The sequence below is a fragment of the Pantoea sp. Taur genome, assembly GCF_009830025.1.
Taxonomy (GTDB): Bacteria; Pseudomonadota; Gammaproteobacteria; order Enterobacterales; family Enterobacteriaceae; genus Pantoea; species Pantoea communis.
Genome location: NZ_SZZZ01000005.1, coordinates 39,981 through 60,596, shown reverse-complemented (window position 1 = coordinate 60,596; position 20,616 = coordinate 39,981). Strand labels below are relative to the sequence as shown.

General features: G+C 55.8%; 12 protein-coding genes. 7 read left to right on the top strand and 5 right to left on the bottom strand.

Translation table 11 applies throughout. The annotated features are described in order from the left end of the window. The first annotated feature begins 452 nt into the window (after positions 1–452). Positions 453–2,018: a TerC family protein gene (locus FD744_RS09005; RefSeq protein ID WP_160868031.1), complete on the top strand. Its 1,566-nt coding sequence runs from the start codon at positions 453–455 to the stop codon at positions 2,016–2,018. Positions 2,019–2,067: 49 nt separating this feature from the next. Here the strand turns inward: FD744_RS09005 and asmA are convergent, their stop codons facing one another. The 3 genes from asmA to udk form a co-directional block, all read right to left on the bottom strand. Further along, on the bottom strand, positions 2,068–3,870 hold the full coding sequence (gene asmA / locus FD744_RS09000) for an outer membrane assembly protein AsmA (RefSeq protein WP_160868030.1): 1,803 nt from the start codon (positions 3,868–3,870) through the stop codon (positions 2,068–2,070). A gap of 135 nt (positions 3,871–4,005) precedes the next feature. Further along, positions 4,006–4,587, bottom strand: a complete 582-nt coding sequence (dcd, locus tag FD744_RS08995; RefSeq protein ID WP_034824828.1) for a dCTP deaminase — start codon at positions 4,585–4,587, stop codon at positions 4,006–4,008. An 87-nt stretch (positions 4,588–4,674) separates the two neighbouring features. Continuing rightward, on the bottom strand, positions 4,675–5,313 hold the full coding sequence (gene udk / locus FD744_RS08990) for a uridine kinase (protein WP_034824830.1): 639 nt from the start codon (positions 5,311–5,313) through the stop codon (positions 4,675–4,677). 229 nt (positions 5,314–5,542) lie between these two features. Here udk and FD744_RS08985 point away from each other — a divergent pair, with 229 nt between their 5' ends. The 3 genes from FD744_RS08985 to yegD all read left to right on the top strand — a co-directional run bounded on the left by FD744_RS08985 (position 5,543) and on the right by yegD (position 10,285). After that, positions 5,543–6,157 carry a phosphatase PAP2 family protein gene (locus tag FD744_RS08985; RefSeq protein WP_034824832.1) on the top strand — a complete coding sequence of 205 codons (615 nt, stop codon included), beginning with the start codon at positions 5,543–5,545 and terminating at the stop codon, positions 6,155–6,157. 148 nt (positions 6,158–6,305) lie between these two features. After that, positions 6,306–8,870 carry a diguanylate cyclase gene (locus FD744_RS08980; protein ID WP_160868029.1) on the top strand — a complete coding sequence of 855 codons (2,565 nt, stop codon included), beginning with the start codon at positions 6,306–6,308 and terminating at the stop codon, positions 8,868–8,870. A 62-nt stretch (positions 8,871–8,932) separates the two neighbouring features. Beyond that, on the top strand, positions 8,933–10,285 hold the full coding sequence (yegD, locus tag FD744_RS08975; RefSeq protein ID WP_160868028.1) for a molecular chaperone: 1,353 nt from the start codon (positions 8,933–8,935) through the stop codon (positions 10,283–10,285). A 131-nt stretch (positions 10,286–10,416) separates the two neighbouring features. Here the strand turns inward: yegD and FD744_RS08970 are convergent, their stop codons facing one another. Together FD744_RS08970 and FD744_RS08965 are read right to left on the bottom strand one after the other, a co-directional pair. Further along, on the bottom strand, positions 10,417–11,757 hold the full coding sequence (locus FD744_RS08970; RefSeq protein WP_160868027.1) for a carbohydrate porin: 1,341 nt from the start codon (positions 11,755–11,757) through the stop codon (positions 10,417–10,419). Between the two features lie 213 nt (positions 11,758–11,970). Continuing rightward, the gene (locus FD744_RS08965; RefSeq protein ID WP_160868026.1) at positions 11,971–12,933 is read right to left on the bottom strand and encodes an aldo/keto reductase; all 963 of its coding nucleotides are present in this window, start codon (positions 12,931–12,933) and stop codon (positions 11,971–11,973) included. Positions 12,934–13,172: 239 nt separating this feature from the next. Between FD744_RS08965 and FD744_RS08960 the strand changes: the two genes are divergently transcribed. From FD744_RS08960 to mdtC, 3 genes are read left to right on the top strand one after another with little or no spacing between them, the layout of a single operon-like run. After that, positions 13,173–14,399, top strand: a complete 1,227-nt coding sequence (locus FD744_RS08960) for an MdtA/MuxA family multidrug efflux RND transporter periplasmic adaptor subunit (RefSeq protein ID WP_160868025.1) — start codon at positions 13,173–13,175, stop codon at positions 14,397–14,399. After that, complete coding sequence (locus tag FD744_RS08955) at positions 14,399–17,521, top strand: MdtB/MuxB family multidrug efflux RND transporter permease subunit (RefSeq protein WP_160868024.1); 3,123 nt, start codon at positions 14,399–14,401, stop codon at positions 17,519–17,521. Before FD744_RS08960 ends, FD744_RS08955 begins: the two co-directional genes overlap by 1 nt. Then, positions 17,518–20,586 (top strand): multidrug efflux RND transporter permease subunit MdtC, encoded by a 3,069-nt coding sequence (gene mdtC, locus FD744_RS08950; protein WP_160868023.1) that lies wholly within the window; start codon positions 17,518–17,520, stop codon positions 20,584–20,586. The genes FD744_RS08955 and mdtC overlap by 4 nt, the downstream gene beginning before the upstream one ends. Positions 20,587–20,616: the final 30 nt, after the last annotated feature.

Sequence of the window (20,616 nt, the reverse complement as noted above, 5' to 3'; positions counted from 1 at the left end):
ATTCATAACATTAAGAAGCTAAACAGCGCGCTATTAACAACTTCGGCGCAGACATTTACTAACACGTTGCTATACTAGTTATTACTGGCTTGTTTACAAGTAGGCCCCGTGTCCCCTGCACTATTTTAGGAAAAAGACTACCAGCCATAAGTATTGATGCCATCCCTTTCAGCCCATTCCTGCGTAAAATTCAGAATAATTCGATACTCACCTTCGGACTGCTTCGCATTAAAAACGTACGCTTGCGCGTGAATATTAGAATTAATCGTCACTATCACGATGCGGTGAAGTTTATCCATACATTCATCTTATCGACGAAATGTACCTTCTCAGAATATGCCTAAAACTCAGGACAACAGGGTGATATCGCGCGATTTGCCTCATTTGTACCTTGCCTGCTGATTCACTATCATCAGACAAAACGCATTTTCAGACATTCAGGTGATGAAAGCATGATGGAGTGGATCCTCGATCCGTCGCTCTGGGCAGGATTAGTCACGCTAATCGTTCTCGAGCTGGTGCTGGGTATTGATAACCTGGTTTTTATTGCCATCCTGGTCGAAAAGTTACCGCCTGCGGCGCGTGACCGTGCGCGCGTAATCGGTTTGCTGTTGGCGTTGCTGTTGCGACTGGTGTTGCTGGCATCGCTTTCCTGGCTGGTGACTCTCACGCAACCGCTATTTACCCTGTTCCAGCACAATTTCAGCGCCCGCGATCTATTGCTGCTCTCCGGCGGGCTGTTTCTTCTTTATAAAGCCACGACGGAACTCAATAGTCGTCTGGAAGGCAGCGACGAAGAGAGTGGTCAAAGTAAGAACGGTGCTAAATTCTGGCCAGTGGTCGCGCAAATTGTGGTGCTGGATGCCATCTTCTCGCTTGATGCAGTGATTACCGCTGTAGGCATGGTGAACGAACTGCCGGTGATGATGGCGGCGGTCACCATTGCCATTTTACTCATGCTGCTGGCGAGTAAGCCGCTCACGCGCTTTGTGAATGGTCATCCAACCATTGTGATTCTCTGCCTGAGTTTCCTGCTGATGATTGGCTTCAGTCTGGTGGCGGAAGGCCTCGGCTTTATTATTCCGAAGGGCTATCTCTACGCGGCGATTGGTTTCTCAATCGTGATCGAGATGTTTAATCAGCTGGCGCTGTTTAATCGCCGCCGCTTCCTCACCGCCGGACGCCCGCTGCGCCAGCGTACCTCTGAAGCCGTGCTGCGCATATTGCGCGGTGAAGCCCAGCGCGCCGAACTGGACGCCGATACCGCCTCATTGCTCAGCGACAGTGATGAAGGTGCGTTATTCAATCGCCAGGAGCGGCGCATGATTGCCCGCGTACTCGGTTTAGGGCAGCGGCACATCAGCAGCATCATGACGTCACGCCACGATATTGAGCACATCGATCTCAGTGAAGATCCCGCCGCGATCATGGCTAAGCTGGATAACAATCAGCACACCCGCATCCTGATTACCGAACGCGGGCACGATCCGCTCGGCGTGGTGCATGTGATTGATTTGCTCCATCAGTCGCTGCACAGCCATTCTCTCGATTTACGTGCTTTGGTGAAACAGCCGCTGATCTTTCCCGAACGCCTGACGTTATTGCAGGCACTGGAGCAGTTCCGTCACGCCCGCACCCATTTTGCGTTTGTGGTCGATGAGTTTGGATCGGTGGAAGGCGTGGTCACCCTGAGTGACCTGATGGAAACCATCGCCGGGAATCTGCCGAATGAAGGTGAGGAGATTGATGCGCGTTATGATATCCAGCCGATGCCGCATGGCGGTTGGGTGGCGAACGGACATATTCCTCTGGAAGATTTGGCAGCCTATGTGCATTTGCCACTGGATGAGAAACGTAATTACCACACGCTGGCCGGATTATTAATGGACAGCCTGCAACATGTGCCTGAAGAGGGAGAAGAGTTACAGGTAGGGGATTATTTATTGCGTACGCTGCAGGTGGAAAATCATCGGGTACAGAAAGTGGAGATTGTGCCCGCGCCTGAGCCTGGGCGGTAACAGACGCCGTTATGCCCATCAAACCAGGCATAACGGCATTTAACGTGGATTAAGGTTGTTGCACCGCAGGCTTTTGGCGATCCAGCCACTCGTTAAGGCGCGACTTCGCTTCACTCTGCAACTGCTGGCGCACCACATCGTCAACCGGCAGTGAGTACTGCAAGTTGTTCCAGCCACCGTACATCCGCAGTGGAATTGCCTGGCCATTGAGCAGAGTCGCTAACTTATCGTCGCCTTTCCAGCCGCGCAGCATCATATTGAAGGTGACGTCGAGCTGTTGGTTCACCACATCAACCGTGCCTTTGGTCTGCACTGCCAGGCGGTTACTGCCACCCTGCAGATCTGGCATGACAACCTTGCCCTGATTCAGGCTAATACGACCGCTCAGCTGCTGAATCCCCTGATCGTCCGGCTCATCATTGGTCACGCTATTGCTCACGCGCGCCACGGCACGGCGCACCATCTGTTGCAGATTAAGCTGGGCGAGTTGCAGGTTGCTAGCCTCCAGCTCGGCATTACCCTGCCAGTTACGCTTCGCTTCATCCACGCTCAGGCCCGTGCCGCTGAGATCGCCTTTCAGGGAGACCGTGCCCTGCAAACTCTCCGGCAGTTCCAGCGCTTTCATTAAAGGTGCAATGGCGATGTTTTCAATTTCCGGCTGCAGGGCGACTTTCGTCACCGGCTGGCGGATATCAATGCTGCCCGGGATCGAGAAGTGCCCATCGCCGATTTTCCCCTGCAGTTTGTTCAGGGTCATCAACCCTTCCTGATTGCTGGCATCGATCTGCAGATTGCTCAGCGTCAATCCGCGCCACACGCTGGAATCCGCATTCAGGCTCAGCGTCAGATCCATTAGATTCAACGGTGAGTCAGCATTGGTGCGCGTGCGTGGTTCGGCAATCACCGGCGTACGGGTCACGCTGGCATGCTGCGGAGTGCTGGTATCGTTGACAGGCGCACTGGCCATCAGATTATCGAGATTTAGTGTTGTGGCATGTAAAGCCAGATTGAGCTGCTGCGGTAGCGTTAAACGCCCCTCGGCACTGCCATCCAGCGTGCTGTCATTGGCCGTCAGCTGCATCTTTTGCAATGAGAACTGCTGTTTGTCAGCGTTCCACTCGCCCTGACCGCTCAGCGCACCTTTAATGCCCTGTGGCGGGAGGTTAGCGCCGTCCAGCGTGTAATCCATCTCTTCTATCTGCCCCACCAGCCGATGCGGATACTGCGCCACATTCATCTGCCCTTTAAGGTTGACGCTAACATTGCGCTGATTGCGTGAAATGCGCGTGGCGAGTTCGATGCTGGCATTTTTGCTGGCATCCTGATCGAGGTTGAGATTGAGATTACGGAAGTTATATTCATCGCCACCGGGCTGCTGCCAGATCAGCAGACTGTCGGCGAGGCGCAGTTTAGCAATGTCGAATGACCAACCATTGGTGCGCGTCACCACCGGTTCCGCGTCCGTGGGCGCCACCGGTGAACCGCTCGGTTTCTGGGCGGCGCTATCAGGCGTGACGCGAATCACGGCATTTTTCAGCATCACCTGGCTGACGCTTAGCTGATGCGACAGTAGCGGCCAGAGGTTGACATCCAGACGCATATTTTCAGCAGTGACCATCGGCTGACTGGCGCCAGGTGCGGTCAGGCTCATGCGCCCGGCGAGAATACTGAGTTGCGGCCAGACGTGCCAGCGCAGGCCACCGCTGACTTCAAGTTGATAACCACTGCGCTGTTCTACCTGCTGTACCATATAGGTACGAAAGTCGTTGGGATTGACCAGCAACACCAGTGCCGTCATGCCCGCCACGACCACCACTAACAGGATGGCCAGCGTCGTTATCACTCTTCTCATAATCCCTCATCACCGTCATTCTTCATGCTGCAGCGGCGTTGGCTGCGTTCATTTACCCCAGTCACACACTGATGCCAGCTACCGGGGATTCACCCTCTTACCGCTTTGCCGCACGTTGAATCATTTAGGCGAACATCAGTCTTTGTCGATACGGCTGGCATCGGCACCCTGCTGACCACGATATTTTGCATCTTCGCGGCGGTTATAAGGGCGTGCCGCCGGGCCAGACAATGGCTCGAAGCTCAATGCGCCAATCAGCATGCCCGGGCGCAGCGCCAGCGGCAGCTTACCGGAGTTGTAGAATTCCAGCACAATGCGGCCCTGCCAGCCTGGATCGATACGGTGTGCCGTCACGTGCACCATCAAGCCCAGACGCGCCAGCGAGGAGCGGCCATCCAGCCAACCCACCAGATCATCCGGAATCGTGACCGATTCCAGCGTCACTGCCAGCGCTAACTCACCCGGATGCAGGAAGAACGCTTCCCCTTCCGGCAGCACAATCTCATCGCTCATTACGCGATCCAGTGCGGCGCTGACTTCGTGTTTTGGACCACTCAAATCAATAAATGGCGCAGTGTGACCACTGAAGGTGCGGAACTGATTGCCGAGGCGCACGTCCACGGTTGCGCCATTAATGCGCTCAACCGGTGGGCGCGGATCAATCGCCAGTTTACCGTTGTCGAGCCAGGCTTCAATGTCGCGATCGCATAATCTCATCGCAGAGTCTCCATGCTTTAAGTGTAGCGAAAGGTCGCCACTGTTGTGACAACCTTCACGCGTCACGTCCATCCGGACGCAGTATTTTCAAAGATATTGGTTAATCTTGGCTTTGAGAATATCGATGGCGATGCGGTTCTTCCCGCCACGCGGCACGATAATGTCAGCGTATTGTTTGGAAGGCTCGATAAACTGCAGGAACATTGGACGCACGGTCTTCTGATACTGGCTCATCACCGAATCCATGGAACGACCACGCTCATTCACATCGCGCTTCATGCGACGCATCAGACAGATATCCAGCGGGGTATCTACGAAGATGGAGAAGTTCATCTCCTGACGCAGACGCGCATCGGTCAGCAGCAGAATGCCCTCAAGGATGATCACTTTTTTCGGCTTAAGATGAATACAGTCACTGGTGCGCGTGTGTTCAACGTAGCTATAAACCGGCAACTCAATATCCTGACCCGCCTTTAACGCGCGCAGATGCTGCAACAGCAGATCGTGGTCCATCGCGCTGGGATGGTCATAGTTGGTTTTCACCCTCTCTTCCATGGTGAGGTGGCTCTGATCTTTGTAGTAGGCATCTTCGGGGATCACACCGATATGCTCGTCACCGACCTGGTCACGGATTTCACGATAGAGCGTGCTGGCAATAAGACTTTTTCCGGATGCGGATGCACCTGCGATGCCAACGATCACGCACTGATGAGACTTGTCAGTCATACTTTTTTAAGACCTGATAACTGGAGCCAATTGAAGCCGAAACCGCAATGGGCCGATTGAGAGGGTTAGTTGGCGGCAATTATAGGTATTTCACCTGTTTGATGCCAGAGAAATGGGCCCGCCGCTTTTCAGAATATCCCCTTTTGCAGCCAGATGCTTAATCGATACACTGTTCTCCTGCCTGAGTGGTGTACCCCCCAGGTTGACTCAATAAAGCCCAAGGAAAAATATGAGTTGGAAAACCCTGACCTATTTTGGTGACAGCATGTTGCTGATCCCGACCGCCGTGATTATCGCGCTGGTGTTGCCGTGGAAAAGCGACAACCGCCAAACTGTCTGGTATTGGCTGCTCGCTTTTGGCCTGGCGGGCCTGCTGGTTAGCCTGTCTAAAATCCTGTTTCTTGGGTTTGGCATTGGCAGCGCCAGATTTAACTTCACCGGATTCAGCGGCCACAGCGCCATGTCAGCAACGCTTTGGCCGGTGATGATGTGGCTGGTTTCGGGCCGCTTCCCCACCTTTTGGCGCGCATTCACCATCGGTATTGGCTATCTGATCCCGATGATGGTCGGCCTGTCTCGCCTCGTGATCCACGCGCACTCCTTCAGTGAAGTGCTCACCGGCCTGATGCTGGGCTTTACGCTGAGCAGTGCATTCCTGTTGACACAGCGCCGCACCGCTCTGAAGGGCTTCAGCCTGGCGCAAGTGTGTGTCGCCCTGCTGGTGCCGCTGGTGTTGATGAGTCATGGCCGCGTGGCCACCACGCAGCAATTTCTTGAACGTTTTTCCGCCCATCTTGCCGGATTAGAAAAACCCTATACGCGCGCCGATCTGTTTCGCGATTAATCTTTTTTTGCCAGGGCCAAAACATTCATTGAATCAGGGCTAAACTAGATTCTGCGCAGACATCTGATGCAGATGTGCTAGCATGCAAAACAGAGAATGATTGGCGCATTTTTCGACGTGTAACGAATGCGCGCTGCTGGATTCGTGCATGACCCTGGAAATATTAACCTCACAGGATAGACCGCAAAGAAAATGGCTCAACGCACTGTTTCTGGGAGCATTGGCCTTTTTACTGACGCTATTTTGTCTCGAACTGATTGTGGTCAGCGGACGCATTTCCCCGCTTTGGTACTCCACCGCCCTGATGACGGTGGTGGTGTTCCGCGCCCCTTCAAAACATGTTCCGCTGCTGCTGCTCAGCTGTGTCATCGGCACCTCGCTGGCCAATTTAATCGTCATCGGTCCGGCGCTGAGCAACCTTAAATTTGCCATCCTGAATATGGTGCAGGCGATTCTCGGCGGCCTGATGTTGCGCGCGCTGCTGGATCGCAGAAATCCCCTGAATTCGCTGCTCGATTGGGTGCGATTTGCCGTCTGCGCCGGGTTGATTGCGCCGCTGATTGGCGGTGTGGTGGCGGTCTGGATGCTGCAGGTGGGGCATCGTGCGTCGTTGCCCTTCTTTTCTACCTGGGTGATCTCCGAAGTGATTGGCGTGCTGGCATTCGGCCCCGTGCTGTTGTTATGGCCCAACAAGCCGCTGCGTCAATTAATCACCCCCGGTCGTCAGCTGGAAACGCTGATGACACTGATCGTCACCCTACTGGCCAGCTATTTGTCGCTGCGTTTTCTGCCGTGGCCGTTCACCTTTATTGTGGTGATCCTGTTTTGGTGCGCGGTGCGGCTACCGAAATTCGAAGCCTTTTTACTGTTCTTTCTTAATGCCAGTTTTATCTCCATTCTGCTGGCATTCAGTTTCGTTAACCTGGCACAGACGGGTCTGTTGCTCGGCCAGGTCAGCACCTGGTTGCCATTCCTGTTAGTGCTGCTGCCCAGTCATGTGATGGCGCTGGTGATGGATGCGTTCCAGCGCGAAAAGCATCATATCAGCGAGAGTGAGACCCGCTTCCGCCATGCGATGGAGTATTCGGCGATTGGCATGGCGCTGGTGTCGCCCAATGGCGGCTGGCAGCAGGTCAATCAATCGCTATGTCACACGCTGGGCTTTCCGGCGGACGAGCTGAAAAAACTCACTTTCCAGCAGATTACCCATCCTGATGATCTCAACAGCGACCTGCAACAGCTGGAGCGTTTGGTGGCGGGTGACATCATGAGCTACACCATGGAGAAGCGCTATTTCCGCAAAGATGGCGAAATTGTCTGGGCGAGTTTGACAGCATCCATGGTGCGCGATGCCAATTTCCAGCCGCTCTATTTTATTGCACAGATTGTCGATATTTCTGAACTCAAACAGAGTGAGCAGGTGAATCGTCGCCTGATGGAACGCATCACGCTGGCGAACGAAGCGGGCGGTATCGGTGTGTGGGAGTGGAATCTGCTGACCGGTGAAATGCTGTGGGACAAGCGGATGTATGAACTGTTTGCGCTCGGTCCGCATCAGGTACCCACTTATGATGTTTGGCTACATCTGCTGGATCCTGCCGAACGTGAAACCGCCGCGCTCACCGTGCAGCAGGCGATTGAACGACGCAGCGCATTCCACATGGAATATCGCGTCAATCTGCCCAGCGGCTCGCGCTATGTGCGCACCGAGGCTAACCGTATCCTGAGTCAGGATGGTCAGATTGAACGTATGCTCGGCATCTGCCAGGACATCACGCCACTGCGTGCGCTGAATGAAGCGCTGTTCCAGGAAAAAGAGCGGATGGCGATTACTCTCGCCTCCATCGGTGAAGGGGTGATCAGTACCGACGATGAGATGCGTGTGACCTTTATGAACCCGGTAGCCGAAACCCTCAGCGGTTGGACACAGGATAAAGCGGCGGGTATGCCTATTACCGAGTTGCTGAATATCACGCGTGGTGCAAAAGGCCCCCGCGTGGAGAATCTGTTGCTGTGCAACTTATCGGGCGAGAGAACGACTCCCGATCTGGAAGAGGGGCTGGTACTGCATACCCCCGATGGTACAAAGGTGGAAATTCATTACAGTATCACGCCATTGAAAACCTTAACCGGCGCCAGCATCGGTGCGGTGATGGTTATTCAGGATGTCAGTGAATCGCGCAAAATGATGAAGCGCCTCAGCTACAGCGCCTCGCACGATATGCTGACGCGCCTGCCAAATCGCCACAGCTTTGAACAGCAATTAAAACGCATGGTGAATGATGCGGCAGCCAATCACAGCCAGCACGTGCTGGTGTTTATCGATCTCGATAAATTCAAAGCGGTGAATGACAGTGCGGGACATGCGGCGGGCGATGCCTTGCTACGTGAACTGGCAGAGTTGATGCAAAAGCACCTGCGCAGCAGCGATCTGCTGGCGCGTCTGGGTGGCGATGAATTTGGCGTGCTGCTGCCTAACAGTGACGTTGACCAGGTGCGCGATGTGGTTCAGCGCATTGTCACCTCAGTCAACGAATACACCTTCCTGTGGCACGATCACCCTTATCACGTGGGCGCCAGCGCCGGTATCACGCAGATTGATCAGAACAACTGCATCAGCAATGTGGTGATGTCACAGGCGGATGTCGCTTGCTATAGCGCGAAACATGCGGGCCGTGGTCAGTATCACGTTTATCAGGAAGTTCAAATGTGATCATTGCCAGCCCGCGCTGGCTGCGCTAAAGTCGCCCCCTTTTTTCTGGCATGGGGGATAAAATGTTCATTGGATTCGATTACGGCACGGCCAATTGTTCTATCGCAGTGAGCGATAACGGTACACCGCGCCTGCTGACACTGGAGAACGGTCAGCGTCTGCTTCCCTCCATGATTTGTGCACCCACGCGTGAAGCGATCAGCGAATGGCTGCACCGCCATCATCAGGTGCCGACACCGGATACCGAAGGTACCGCGCTGTTACAGCGCGCACTGCGCTATAACCGCGAAGAAGATATTGAAGTCACCGCGGCAAGCGTGCAGTTCGGCCTGACCGCGCTGCAACAATATATGGTCGATCCGGAAGAAGTGTGGTTCGTGAAATCACCGAAATCCTTCCTTGGTGCCAACGGCTTAAAACCACAGCAAATCGCCTTCTTCGAAGATCTGGTGTGCGCCATGATGCTGCACATTCGCCAGCAGGGCGAAACCCAACTCGACCGTACGATTGAGCAAGCCGTGATCGGCCGCCCGATCAACTTCCAGGGCCTTGGCGGCGAAGAGGCAAACCAGCAGGCGCAGGGTATTCTGTTGCGTGCAGCGAAGCGTGCGGGTTTCCGCGACGTGGAATTCCAGTTTGAACCGGTTGCCGCCGGGCTGGACTTTGAAGCCACGCTGGAGAAAGAGACGCGTGTGCTGGTGGTGGATATCGGCGGCGGTACGACCGACTGCTCGATGCTGTTGATGGGCCCAGAGTGGCGCAATAAAACCGACCGTCGCGAAAGTTTGCTGGGCCACAGTGGTTGCCGCGTGGGCGGTAACGATCTCGACATTATCCTCGCGTTTAAAACCCTGATGCCTTTACTGGGTCTGGGCGGCAACACGCAGAAAGGCACCGCCCTGCCCGCACTGCCGTGGTGGAACGCGGTGGCGATCAACGACGTTCCGGCACAGAGCGACTTCTACTCTGCCGCGAGCGGTAAACTGCTGCGCGATCTGATCCGCGATGCAGAGCAAGGTGACAAAGTGGCGCACCTGCTGAAAGTGTGGCAGCAGAAGCTGAGTTATCGTCTGGTGCGTGCGGCGGAAGAGAGCAAAATCGCCTTGTCCGAATTGCCGGAAACCGAAGCGTCGCTGGCGTTTATCGCCCAGTCATTGCAGGCTGATATCAGCGCCACGCAACTGGAAGAAGCCATCAATCAGCCGCTGGAGCGCATCCTGGAGCAGGTGCATCTGGCACTCGCCACCTGTGAAACCAAGCCGGAAGTGATCTACCTGACTGGCGGCAGCGCACGTTCTCCGGTGCTGCGAGCGGCATTGCAGCAGGCCTTGCCGGACACGCCAATTGCGGGTGGTGATGACTTTGGCTCAGTGACCGCCGGTCTGGCGCGCTGGGCAGAAGTGATGTTCCGTTAACCCGGTTGCAACCACTTTATCGCGCATTGTGCAGATGATTGATCCACTGCCCGATGCGCAATGATATTACGCCGGTAACAAGCAAAAAAATGGCGGCCACCCTGGCCGCCATTTTCATGTGCATCCGCGAATCAGAAATTAATGTTCGCCGCGATACCGCCAACAAACGCATCTTTCACTTCGCTCACTGCACCCGGTGCCACCACATATTGCAGGTTCGGACGCAGCTGCAACCATTTGGTCAGCTGAGCGTTGTAATAGATCTCATAGTTATATTCCGAGCCATCCTGAATCGGCAAATAGGTCGGGCTGTTGAAGTCAGTTTCGCCGTTAGCGTTGTTCTGCTCACGCAGCGAACGGGTATAGGCGCTGTTAACGTGGATACGCGCCGCACCGACACCGATTTCATCCTGTGGACGCGCATCAAAGGGCCCTTTCCAGGTGAAACTGATGGACTGATAGTTGTCGGTTTTCGAGGTTTTGTGGTCGTTCATCACCGCCTGTACCGTCACGCCCAAACCACGGCTGGCGTCCCCGCCCTGCGCTGTCAGTTGCTGTTGCAACAGCACATAACCACCGTAGGCGTGATCCTGGCTTTGATAGGCCCCATCGCGCCAGCTGCCGTAATTATCGCTGTTGGCTGACGAGTAGTAATACCCGATACGGTAGTTACCCGGCAGTTTGTCGGCACCGAAAGTCGGTTTCCAGCCCAGTTCCACCGGCACCATATTGCCTTCGGAATTGCTGGTGTCGAGACGGAAGCCATCGCCGCGATCGTAGTTAGAACTGTTCTGGTTATAGAAGCCGACCTGGAAGAACACTTCCGGCGTGATGTTGAATTTCACACGGCCGCCCCACTGGGAAACCGGCCAGTTAAACCAACGATCGCCACGCCAGTTACCCGCCTGACCACTACCAAAGGCCAGGTTCTGGAACTTACTGTCGAAGTTATCGAAGTCTTCACCGACGGTGACACGACCGGCTTTCAAATCCACCACATCGTTGAACAGCCCTTTACGTAACCAGAACTGCGTCAGACGCCAGGTTTGCCCACGACCGTACACTTCCTGCACCGAAGAGAGCATCCCGGTACGACGATCGGCGACCTGATCGGAAATATTCTGACCGTTACGATCGGTAATGGTCATTTGGAACTCCGCATCCTGCCAATTCAGCAGTTTTTCCAGGTCAAAGTTGGCGCCAAACGCCCACTGATCGCTGTAACGCATGGAAGTGTTGGTATCCGCGCCGCCGCCGAGGTTAGAAGCGCTCTCCATGGTGTAGTTGACGTCGAATTTAATGCCGTCATTTTCCAGCTGCGATCGGGTGCCGCCCCAATCGCCAAACATGTAAGGTGAGTCATAGCTGAATGCATCAGCCGCCATTGCTGATGTACTCAACATCGCAAACATCAGGGTGCCCGCTGCCAGACGGGGCGTATGCTGCACTGCTTTTTTTCTGTTCATGATCATTATTCTTTTGTGATGTAACGGGAAAGGATCGAACAGAGGATAGTGCTGGCGCTATGTCAATTTTTGCAAATATGTGCGCACTCATTGGCAGGGTGATAGTTAATTAACGCAACTGTGACAAGGGTCTATGAATGAATATGTTTTTACAGAAATGGCATTTTTTGCATGGCAAAAAAACAAAATAAAGCGGGACGCCGTCGCGTCCCGTGAGGATTACGCCTTACTGGCGCTCGCCAGTTCCTCGATCTCTTGCTTACTCAACTCTAACTCAGTGGCTTTCACCAGTTCGTTAATCTGCTCCAGCGAGGTCGCACTGACGATCGGCGCGGTGATGCTTGGTCGCGCAATCTGCCACGCCAGCGCGACCTGAGTCGCTGATGCATCGTGCGAAGCCGCCACATCTTCCAGCGCTTCAACAATGCGCTTGCCGCGCTCGTTAAGATACTTCTCGACGATGCCCTGCCCGCGTTTACTCTTGCTGGCATCTTCCGGCTTTTTGTATTTGCCGCTCAGGAATCCGCTGGCCAGCGAGTAGTAGTTAATCACGCCGAGGCCATTTTTAACCGCCACCTGCTCCAACCCACCTTCATAATCCTGGCGGTCATACAGGTTGTATTCTGGCTGTAGCGTTTCATAGCGCGCCAGCCCCTCTTTTTTACTGATATCCAGCGCTTCCTGCAGGCGTTTTGCGTTGTAGTTGGAGGCGCCAATTGCACGCACTTTGCCTTCTTTAATCAGCGAATCAAAGGCTTTCAGTGTATCGACCAGCGGCGTATCCTGGTCGTCGCGGTGCGCCTGATAGAGATCGATCACATCGGTTTGCAAACGACGCAGCGAATCTTCCACTGCCTGACGGATGTAAGCCGGTTTTAGCCCGGTTTTCTCCGGTGAAAGCTCCATCCCGACTTTGGTTGCCAGCACAATACTGTCGCGCTTGCCGCTCTTTTTCAGCCATTTACCGATGATGGTTTCAGACTCGCCCCCTTCATTACCGGGAGCCCAGCGCGAATAAACGTCCGCGGTATCGATAAAGAACAGTCCTTTTTCTACCAGCGCGTCGAGCAGTGAGAACGAGGTTTTCTCGTCGACTGTCCAGCCGAAAACGTTGCCGCCAAAAGTGAGAAGCGGAACCTGAATACCACTGTCGCCAAGCTGACGGGTTTTCTGTTGACTCATTTTGTTCTCCTTATTGAAACGAGACATGACTGCCTTTGAGCTTAGCAAAGGAAATCGCTGCGCTTATGCGTTTTCCTGCCAAAATGTTTACACAATATGAATACTTAGCCCGCTAGCGGAGATATTCTTAATTCCTTCAATTTTTGCCCGGCCCGGGCGTCTACAATCATTTCGTTTGCGAAACGGCCATTTTGCTTTCGCATTTGGGGAATACGAAACCGCTGGAGAGCAACATAGCAATGAACAGCCGAATGAAAAAAAGCCTGATAACCGTTGTCGTGATTGCCGCACTGGCGGGTGGATATTATTGGTGGCAGCATCCTGCGGAACCGAGTAAGCAGCCGCAAGCCGAAGGCCAGCAGCATCATGGCCGCGGCGCAGGCGGGGCTAATCGCCGTCCTTTAGCACCGGTGCAGGCCGCTGCCGCAACGACCCAGAGCGTGCCCTACTATCTCAGCGGGCTTGGCACCGTTACCGCCGCCAATACCGTGACGGTACGCAGTCGCGTTGACGGCCAGCTGATGGCATTACATTTCAAGGAAGGTCAGCAGGTCGCAGCGGGTGCACTGCTTGCCGAAATCGATCCCCGCCCGTATCAGGTTGCGTTAATTCAGGCCCAGGGCCAGCTGGCAAAAGATCAGGCCACGCTCGCCAATGCGCGTCGCGATCTCAGTCGCTATGAAAAACTGGCGAAAACCTCACTGGTGTCGCAGCAGGAACTGGACACGCAACGCTCGCTGGTGAGTGAAACGCTGGGCACGATTAAAGCCGATGAAGGTAACGTCGCCAGCGCGCAACTCAATCTCACTTACAGCCGCATTACCGCACCGATCGCCGGTCGCGTCGGGTTGAAGCAGGTTGATGTCGGAAATTACATCACTTCTGGCGATACCACTGGCTTAGTGGTGATCACCGAAACCCATCCGATTGACGTGGTGTTCAGCGTTGCCGAAAACAACATTAGCCAAATCCTCAAGGCACAGAAAAGCGGCCAGCCGCTGATAGTCGAAGCCTGGGATCGCAGTAACAAAACTCTGCTCACCAGCGGCACGCTGCTCAGCCTCGATAACCAGATTGATGCCACCACCGGCACCATCAAACTCAAAGCGCGATTTGATAATCAGGATGACACGCTGTTCCCCAATCAGTTTGTGAATGCGCGTTTGAAAGTGGACACGCTGCAGGATGCGGTGGTTATCCCAACGGCTGCGCTGCAAATGAGCAACGACGGTCACTTTGTCTGGGTGGTCAACAGCGAAAACAAAGTGAGTAAGAAGCGCGTCACCGCCGGCTTGCAGGACAGTCAGAAAGTGGTGATCAGTGCCGGGCTCGACGCCGGTGAGCGGGTGGTCACTGACGGATTGGATCGTCTGACCGAAGGTGCCACCGTTGAAGTGGTATCACCGCAAAGTACCGCCACACACAGCACGCGCGCCGCCCAGCCTGCGCGCGGAGAGCGTCAATAATGGAGGTGATGCCTCAGGACAGCAGTGGCGGCCCGTCACGCCTGTTTATTCTGCGCCCGGTGGCGACCACGCTGCTGATGATTGCCATTCTGCTGGCGGGCGTGCTCGGTTACCGCTTTCTGCCGGTATCGGCGCTGCCCGAAGTGGATTACCCGACAATTCAGGTGGTCACGCTCTATCCCGGCGCCAGCCCGGATGTGGTGACGTCCTCGATTACCGCCCCGCTTGAACGTCAGTTCGGCCAGATGTCAGGGCTGAAGCAGATGGCATCGCAGAGTTCCGGCGGTGCCTCGGTGGTGACCTTGCAGTTCCAGCTTTCACTCTCTTTGGATGTCGCCGAGCAGGAAGTACAGGCGGCGATCAACTCTGCCACCAATCTGCTGCCCAGCGATCTGCCCAACCCGCCGGTCTACAGCAAGGTCAATCCTGCCGATCCACCGATCATGACGCTCGCCGTCACCACCACCAGCATGCCGCTGACCCAGGTGCAGGACATGGTGGAGACGCGCGTGGCGCAGAAAATTTCACAGGTCACCGGCGTCGGTCTGGTGACGCTGTCCGGCGGGCAACGCCCGGCCGTACGCGTGAAAATGAATACCCAGGCACTGGCCGCGTTAGGCTTGACCAGCGAAACCGTGCGCACCGCCATCACCAACGCCAACGTCAACTCCGCCAAGGGCAGCCTGGATGGCCCAACGCGATCGATTACGCTGGCCGCCAACGATCAGATGACCTCCGCCGAGGATTACCGCAAGCTGATCATCAGCTATAACAACGGTGCGCCAGTGCGTCTTGGTGATGTCGCCTCCATTGAACAAGGTGCGGAAAACAGCTGGCTTGGGGCCTGGGCTAACCGTCAGCAGGCGATTGTGCTCAACGTACAGCGCCAGCCTGGCGCCAATATCATCGCCACTGCAGACAGCATCCGTGCGTTGCTGCCCTCCCTTACCGCCACACTGCCCAAATCGGTAGACGTGAAACTGCTCACCGACCGCACCACCAATATCCGTGCATCGGTGGCGGATACGCAGCACGAGCTGATGCTGGCGATTGGCCTGGTGGTGATGATCATCTATCTGTTTCTGCGTAACGTGCCTGCCACCATCATCCCGGCCGTGGCGGTACCGCTGTCGCTGGTCGGGACGTTTGCGGCCATGTATTTCCTCGGCTTCTCGATCAATAACCTGACGCTAATGGCACTCACCATTGCCACCGGCTTTGTGGTCGACGATGCCATCGTGGTGATCGAGAACATCTCGCGCTATATCGAAAAAGGCGAAAAGCCGATGACGGCGGCGCTGAAGGGCGCGGGTGAAATCGGCTTTACCATTATCTCCCTCACCTTCTCGCTGATTGCGGTGCTGATCCCGCTGCTGTTTATGGGCGATGTGATTGGTCGCCTGTTCCGTGAGTTTGCTGTGACGCTGGCGGTGGCGATTCTGATCTCAGCCGTGGTGTCGCTCACGCTCACGCCGATGATGTGTGCACGCATGCTTAGCGCCGAATCGCTGCGCAAGCAGAACCGCTTCTCGCGAGCCAGTGAAGCGATGTTTGATCGGGTGATTGCCGGTTATGGCCGCTGGCTGACCCGCGTATTGCAGCATCCGTGGATCACACTGTCGGTGGCGCTCGGCACGCTGCTGCTGACGGTAGTGATGTGGATTGCTATACCGAAAGGCTTCTTCCCGCAGCAGGACAACGGCATTATTCAGGGCACCTTGCAGGCGCCGCAGTCGGTGTCGTACAGCAGCATGGCGGAACGCACGCGCGATGTGGCGTCGATCATCATGAAAGATCCGGCGGTGCAGAGCATGACGTCATTTGTCGGCGTCGATGGCACCAATGCGGCACTGAACAGCGCGCGTTTGCAGATCAACCTTAAACCGCTCAGCGAGCGTGATGACCGCATTCCCGCGGTACAGAAACGCCTGCAGCAAGAGATTGATAAAGTGCCTGGCGTCTCACTGTGGCTGCAGCCGGTGCAGGATCTGACTATTGAAACCCAGGCGAGCCGCACGCCGTACCAGTTCACGCTGCAATCGGGCTCGCTGGAATCACTCAGCACCTGGGTACCGAAGCTGCTGGCACAACTCAATAGCTTGCCGCAGCTGCGTGACGTCAGCAGCGACTGGCAGGATCAAGGCCTGGAAGCCTTTATCCGTGTCGATCGTGACAGCGCCAGCCGCCTCGGCATCACCATGGCGGATGTCGATAACGCGCTGTATAACGCCTTCGGTCAACGATTGATCTCCACCATTTATACTCAGGCCAATCAGTATCGCGTGGTGCTGGAGCAGAACAATGAGCAAACGCCGGGCCTGGCCAGTCTCGACGGTATTCGACTGACCAGCACCGACGGCGGCAGCGTACCGCTCAGTGCCATCGCGCAGATCGAAGAGCGTCATGCGGCGTTGAGCATTAACCACCTCGATCAATTCCCGTCAGCCACCTTCTCGTTTGATGTCGCCGAGGGCTATTCACTGGGCGAAGCGGTGAAAGCCATCAGCGCAGCCGAAGATCAGGTCGGCATGCCCGCCGAAATGATGACGCAGTTCCAGGGCAGCACGCTGGCGTTTGAAGCGGCGCTCACCAGCACGGTGTGGCTGATTATTGCGGCGGTGGTGGCGATGTATATCGTGCTCGGTGTGCTGTATGAGAGCTTTATCCATCCGATCACCATTCTCTCCACGCTGCCAACAGCGGGGGTGGGCGCGCTGCTGGCGCTGATGCTGAGCGGCAACGAGCTGGATATCATCGCCATCATCGGCATTATCTTGCTGATCGGTATCGTGAAGAAAAACGCCATCATGATGATCGATTTCGCGCTGGCCGCCGAGCGTGAGCAAGGTATGGCACCACGTGAAGCGATCTATCAGGCCTGTTTACTGCGTTTCCGTCCGATTCTGATGACCACGATGGCGGCACTGCTCGGTGCCTTGCCATTGATGTTGAGCACCGGTGTAGGCGCAGAGCTGCGTCATCCGTTAGGGATTGCCATGGTCGGCGGCTTGATCCTCAGCCAAATCCTGACGTTGTTTACCACGCCAGTGATCTATCTGCTGTTTGACCGACTGGCCCACGCCACGCGCCGTCGCTTTAAGCGTTCCGAGGCGCAGCCGTGAAGTTCTTCGCGCTTTTTATCCATCGGCCAGTGGCGACCACGCTGCTGACGCTGGCGATTGCGCTGGCCGGTATTCTCGGTTTCCGTCTGCTGCCGGTCGCCCCGCTGCCGCAGCTGGATTTCCCGGTAATCGTGATTACCGCTTCGCTGCCCGGTGCGTCGCCGGAAACCATGGCTGCTTCGGTGGCCACGCCGCTGGAACGTTCGCTGGGGCGCATTGCCGGTGTCAGTGAAATGACCTCCACCAGTTCTCTCGGCAGCACGCGCGTGATTCTGGTGTTCGATTTTGACCGCGATATCAACGGTGCCGCGCGTGACGTGCAGGCCGCCATCAACGCCGCCCAAAGCCTGCTGCCGACCGGCATGCCAAGCCGTCCGACCTATCGCAAAGCCAACCCATCGGATGCACCGATCATGATCCTGACGCTGACCTCGGATATTTATAATCCCGGTCAGCTGTATGATTACGCCTCAACGCAACTGGCACAGAAGCTGTCGCAGATTCAGGGCGTTGGTGATGTAACCGTGGGCGGCAGTTCATTGCCTGCGGTGCGCGTCGATCTTAATCCGCAGGCGCTATTTAATCAGGGCGTATCACTGGATGCGGTCCGTACTGCCATCAGCAATGCCAACCAGCGCCGTCCGCAAGGGGCGATTGATGATGTGCAGCAGCGCTGGCAGGTACGCACCAACGATGAGCTGCAAACCGCCAGCGAATATCAGCCGCTGGTGGTGCATTACAGCAACGGCGCGGCGGTCCGCCTGAGCGATGTGGCTAACGTGCAGGACTCGGTGCAGGACGTGCGTAACGCCGGGATGACCAATGGCAAACCGGCGGTGCTGCTGGTGGTGCGCAAATCGCCGGATGCCAATATCATTGAAACCGTGGATCGCATCCGCAGCGAGATGCCGCTGCTGCATGAGGTGATCCCCGCCGCCATCGATTTACAGATCGCTCAGGACCGCTCCCCCACCATTCGCGCCTCGCTGCAGGAAGTGGAGCAGTCATTAATGATTGCGGTGGCGCTGGTGATCCTTGTGGTGTTTGTCTTCCTGCGCGATGGCCGTGCCACCCTGATCCCGGCCGCCGCCGTGCCGGTTTCGCTGATTGGCACCTTTGCCGCCATGTATCTGTGTGGATTCAGCCTCAACAACCTCTCGCTGATGGCGCTGACCATCGCCACCGGATTCGTGGTCGATGATGCGATTGTGGTGCTGGAAAATATCGCGCGTCACGTTGAAGCGGGGATGAAACCGCTACAGGCGGCGCTAACCGGCGTGCGCGAAGTGGGCTTTACCGTGCTGTCGATGAGTCTGTCGCTGATTGCCGTGTTCCTGCCACTGCTAATGCTGGGCGGCATTATCGGGCGCTTCTTCTCGGAATTTGCCATCACGCTGTCGGTGGCGATCCTCATCTCGCTGTTTATCTCCATCACCCTGACGCCGATGATGTGCGCCTACCTGCTGAAGCCGCAGGAAAAGCGCAGCCAACCGCGCACGCGGGGTTTCGCTAAAGTGATGCTGAGCGTGCAAAACGGCTACGCGCGCTCGCTGGGTTGGGTGCTGAATCATGCCATCTGGGTGCTGATGCTACTGCTCGCCACCGTCGGGCTGACGGTGTATCTGTTTATCTCGATCCCCAAAACATTTATGCCGGAACAAGACACCGGGCGCTTAAACGGTTTTATCTCGGCGGATCAGAGCATTTCGTTCCAGGCGATGCGTGGCAAGCTGCAGGACTTTATGAACATCATCAAAGCCGATCCGGCGGTGGATAACGTCACCGGCTTTACCGGCGGTTCGCGTACCAACAGCGGATCGATGTTCGTGTCACTTAAGCCGCTGTCGGAACGCAGTGAAAACGCGCAGGAAGTGATTGCACGCCTGCGCACCAAGCTGGCGAAAGAGCCCGGTGCCAACCTGTATCTCAATGCGGTGCAGGATATTCGCATCGGTGGACGTGAATCCAACGCCAGCTACCAATACAGCCTGCTGTCGGATAATCTCGCTGACCTGCGTGAGTGGGAGCCAAAAATTCGTCAGGCGTTTGCTGCACTGCCGGAACTGGTCGACGTGAACTCCGATCAGCAGGACAAAGGCAGCGAAATGGATCTGACCTACGATCGGGAAAGCATGGCGCGGCTGGGTATTCAAGTCTCGGCCGCCAATGCGCTGCTGAACAACGCCTTTGGTCAACGGCAAATCTCCACCATTTACCAGCCGCTGAATCAGTACAAAGTGGTGATGGAAGTCGATCCGAGCTATACGCAGGATATCAGCGCCCTCGATCAGATGTTCGTGATCAACAGCGATGGCAAAGCCATTCCGCTGAGCTGGTTCGCCAAATGGCAACCAGCTAACGCGCCGCTGTCGGTCAACCACGAAGGTCTGTCGGCCGCCTCAACGATTTCGTTCAACCTGCCGGAAGGCGTGTCGTTATCTCAGGCTTCAGAGGCGGTTGAACGCACCATGACGGCGCTCGGTGTGCCCTCCAGCGTACGCGGCAGCTTTGCCGGTACGGCGCAGGTGTTTGAGCAGTCACAATCCAATCAGCTGTATCTGATGCTGGCGGCGATTGCGGCGGTGTATATCGTGCTGGGGATTTTGTATGAGAGCTACGTGCATCCGCTGACCATTCTCTCTACTCTGCCCTCGGCCGGCGTTGGCGCGCTGCTGGCGCTGGAACTGTTTAATACGCCGTTCAGTTTGATTGCGCTGATAGGAATATTGCTGCTGATTGGCATCGTGAAAAAGAACGCCATCATGATGGTGGATTTCGCGCTGGAGGCACAGCGCAATGGCAATCTCAGCGCGCGTGACGCCATTTTCCAGGCCTGTCAGATGCGTTTCCGCCCGATTCTGATGACCACGCTGGCAGCGCTGTTTGGTGCGCTACCGCTGGTGCTGACCAGCGGCGACGGTGCGGAATTGCGTCAACCGCTGGGCATCACTATTACCGGCGGCCTGGTGATGAGTCAGCTACTCACGCTCTACACCACACCGGTGGTGTTTCTGATGATGGATAAGCTGAGTCGGCGTAAAAAAGCGGCATTGATTACCGAATGACATGCTATACACCTTTGCTACATAGCATAA

Bases quoted from the DNA above. Each gene is read 5' to 3' on its own strand.
- FD744_RS09005 (WP_160868031.1), top strand. From the start codon at position 453: ATGATGGAGTGGATCCTCGATCCGTCGCTCTGGGCAGGATTAGTCACG.
- asmA (WP_160868030.1), bottom strand. From the start codon at position 3,870: ATGAGAAGAGTGATAACGACGCTGGCCATCCTGTTAGTGGTGGTCGTG.
- dcd (WP_034824828.1), bottom strand. From the start codon at position 4,587: ATGAGATTATGCGATCGCGACATTGAAGCCTGGCTCGACAACGGTAAA.
- udk (WP_034824830.1), bottom strand. From the start codon at position 5,313: ATGACTGACAAGTCTCATCAGTGCGTGATCGTTGGCATCGCAGGTGCA.
- FD744_RS08985 (WP_034824832.1), top strand. From the start codon at position 5,543: ATGAGTTGGAAAACCCTGACCTATTTTGGTGACAGCATGTTGCTGATC.
- FD744_RS08980 (WP_160868029.1), top strand. From the start codon at position 6,306: ATGACCCTGGAAATATTAACCTCACAGGATAGACCGCAAAGAAAATGG.
- yegD (WP_160868028.1), top strand. From the start codon at position 8,933: ATGTTCATTGGATTCGATTACGGCACGGCCAATTGTTCTATCGCAGTG.
- FD744_RS08970 (WP_160868027.1), bottom strand. From the start codon at position 11,757: ATGATCATGAACAGAAAAAAAGCAGTGCAGCATACGCCCCGTCTGGCA.
- FD744_RS08965 (WP_160868026.1), bottom strand. From the start codon at position 12,933: ATGAGTCAACAGAAAACCCGTCAGCTTGGCGACAGTGGTATTCAGGTT.
- FD744_RS08960 (WP_160868025.1), top strand. From the start codon at position 13,173: ATGAACAGCCGAATGAAAAAAAGCCTGATAACCGTTGTCGTGATTGCC.
- FD744_RS08955 (WP_160868024.1), top strand. From the start codon at position 14,399: ATGGAGGTGATGCCTCAGGACAGCAGTGGCGGCCCGTCACGCCTGTTT.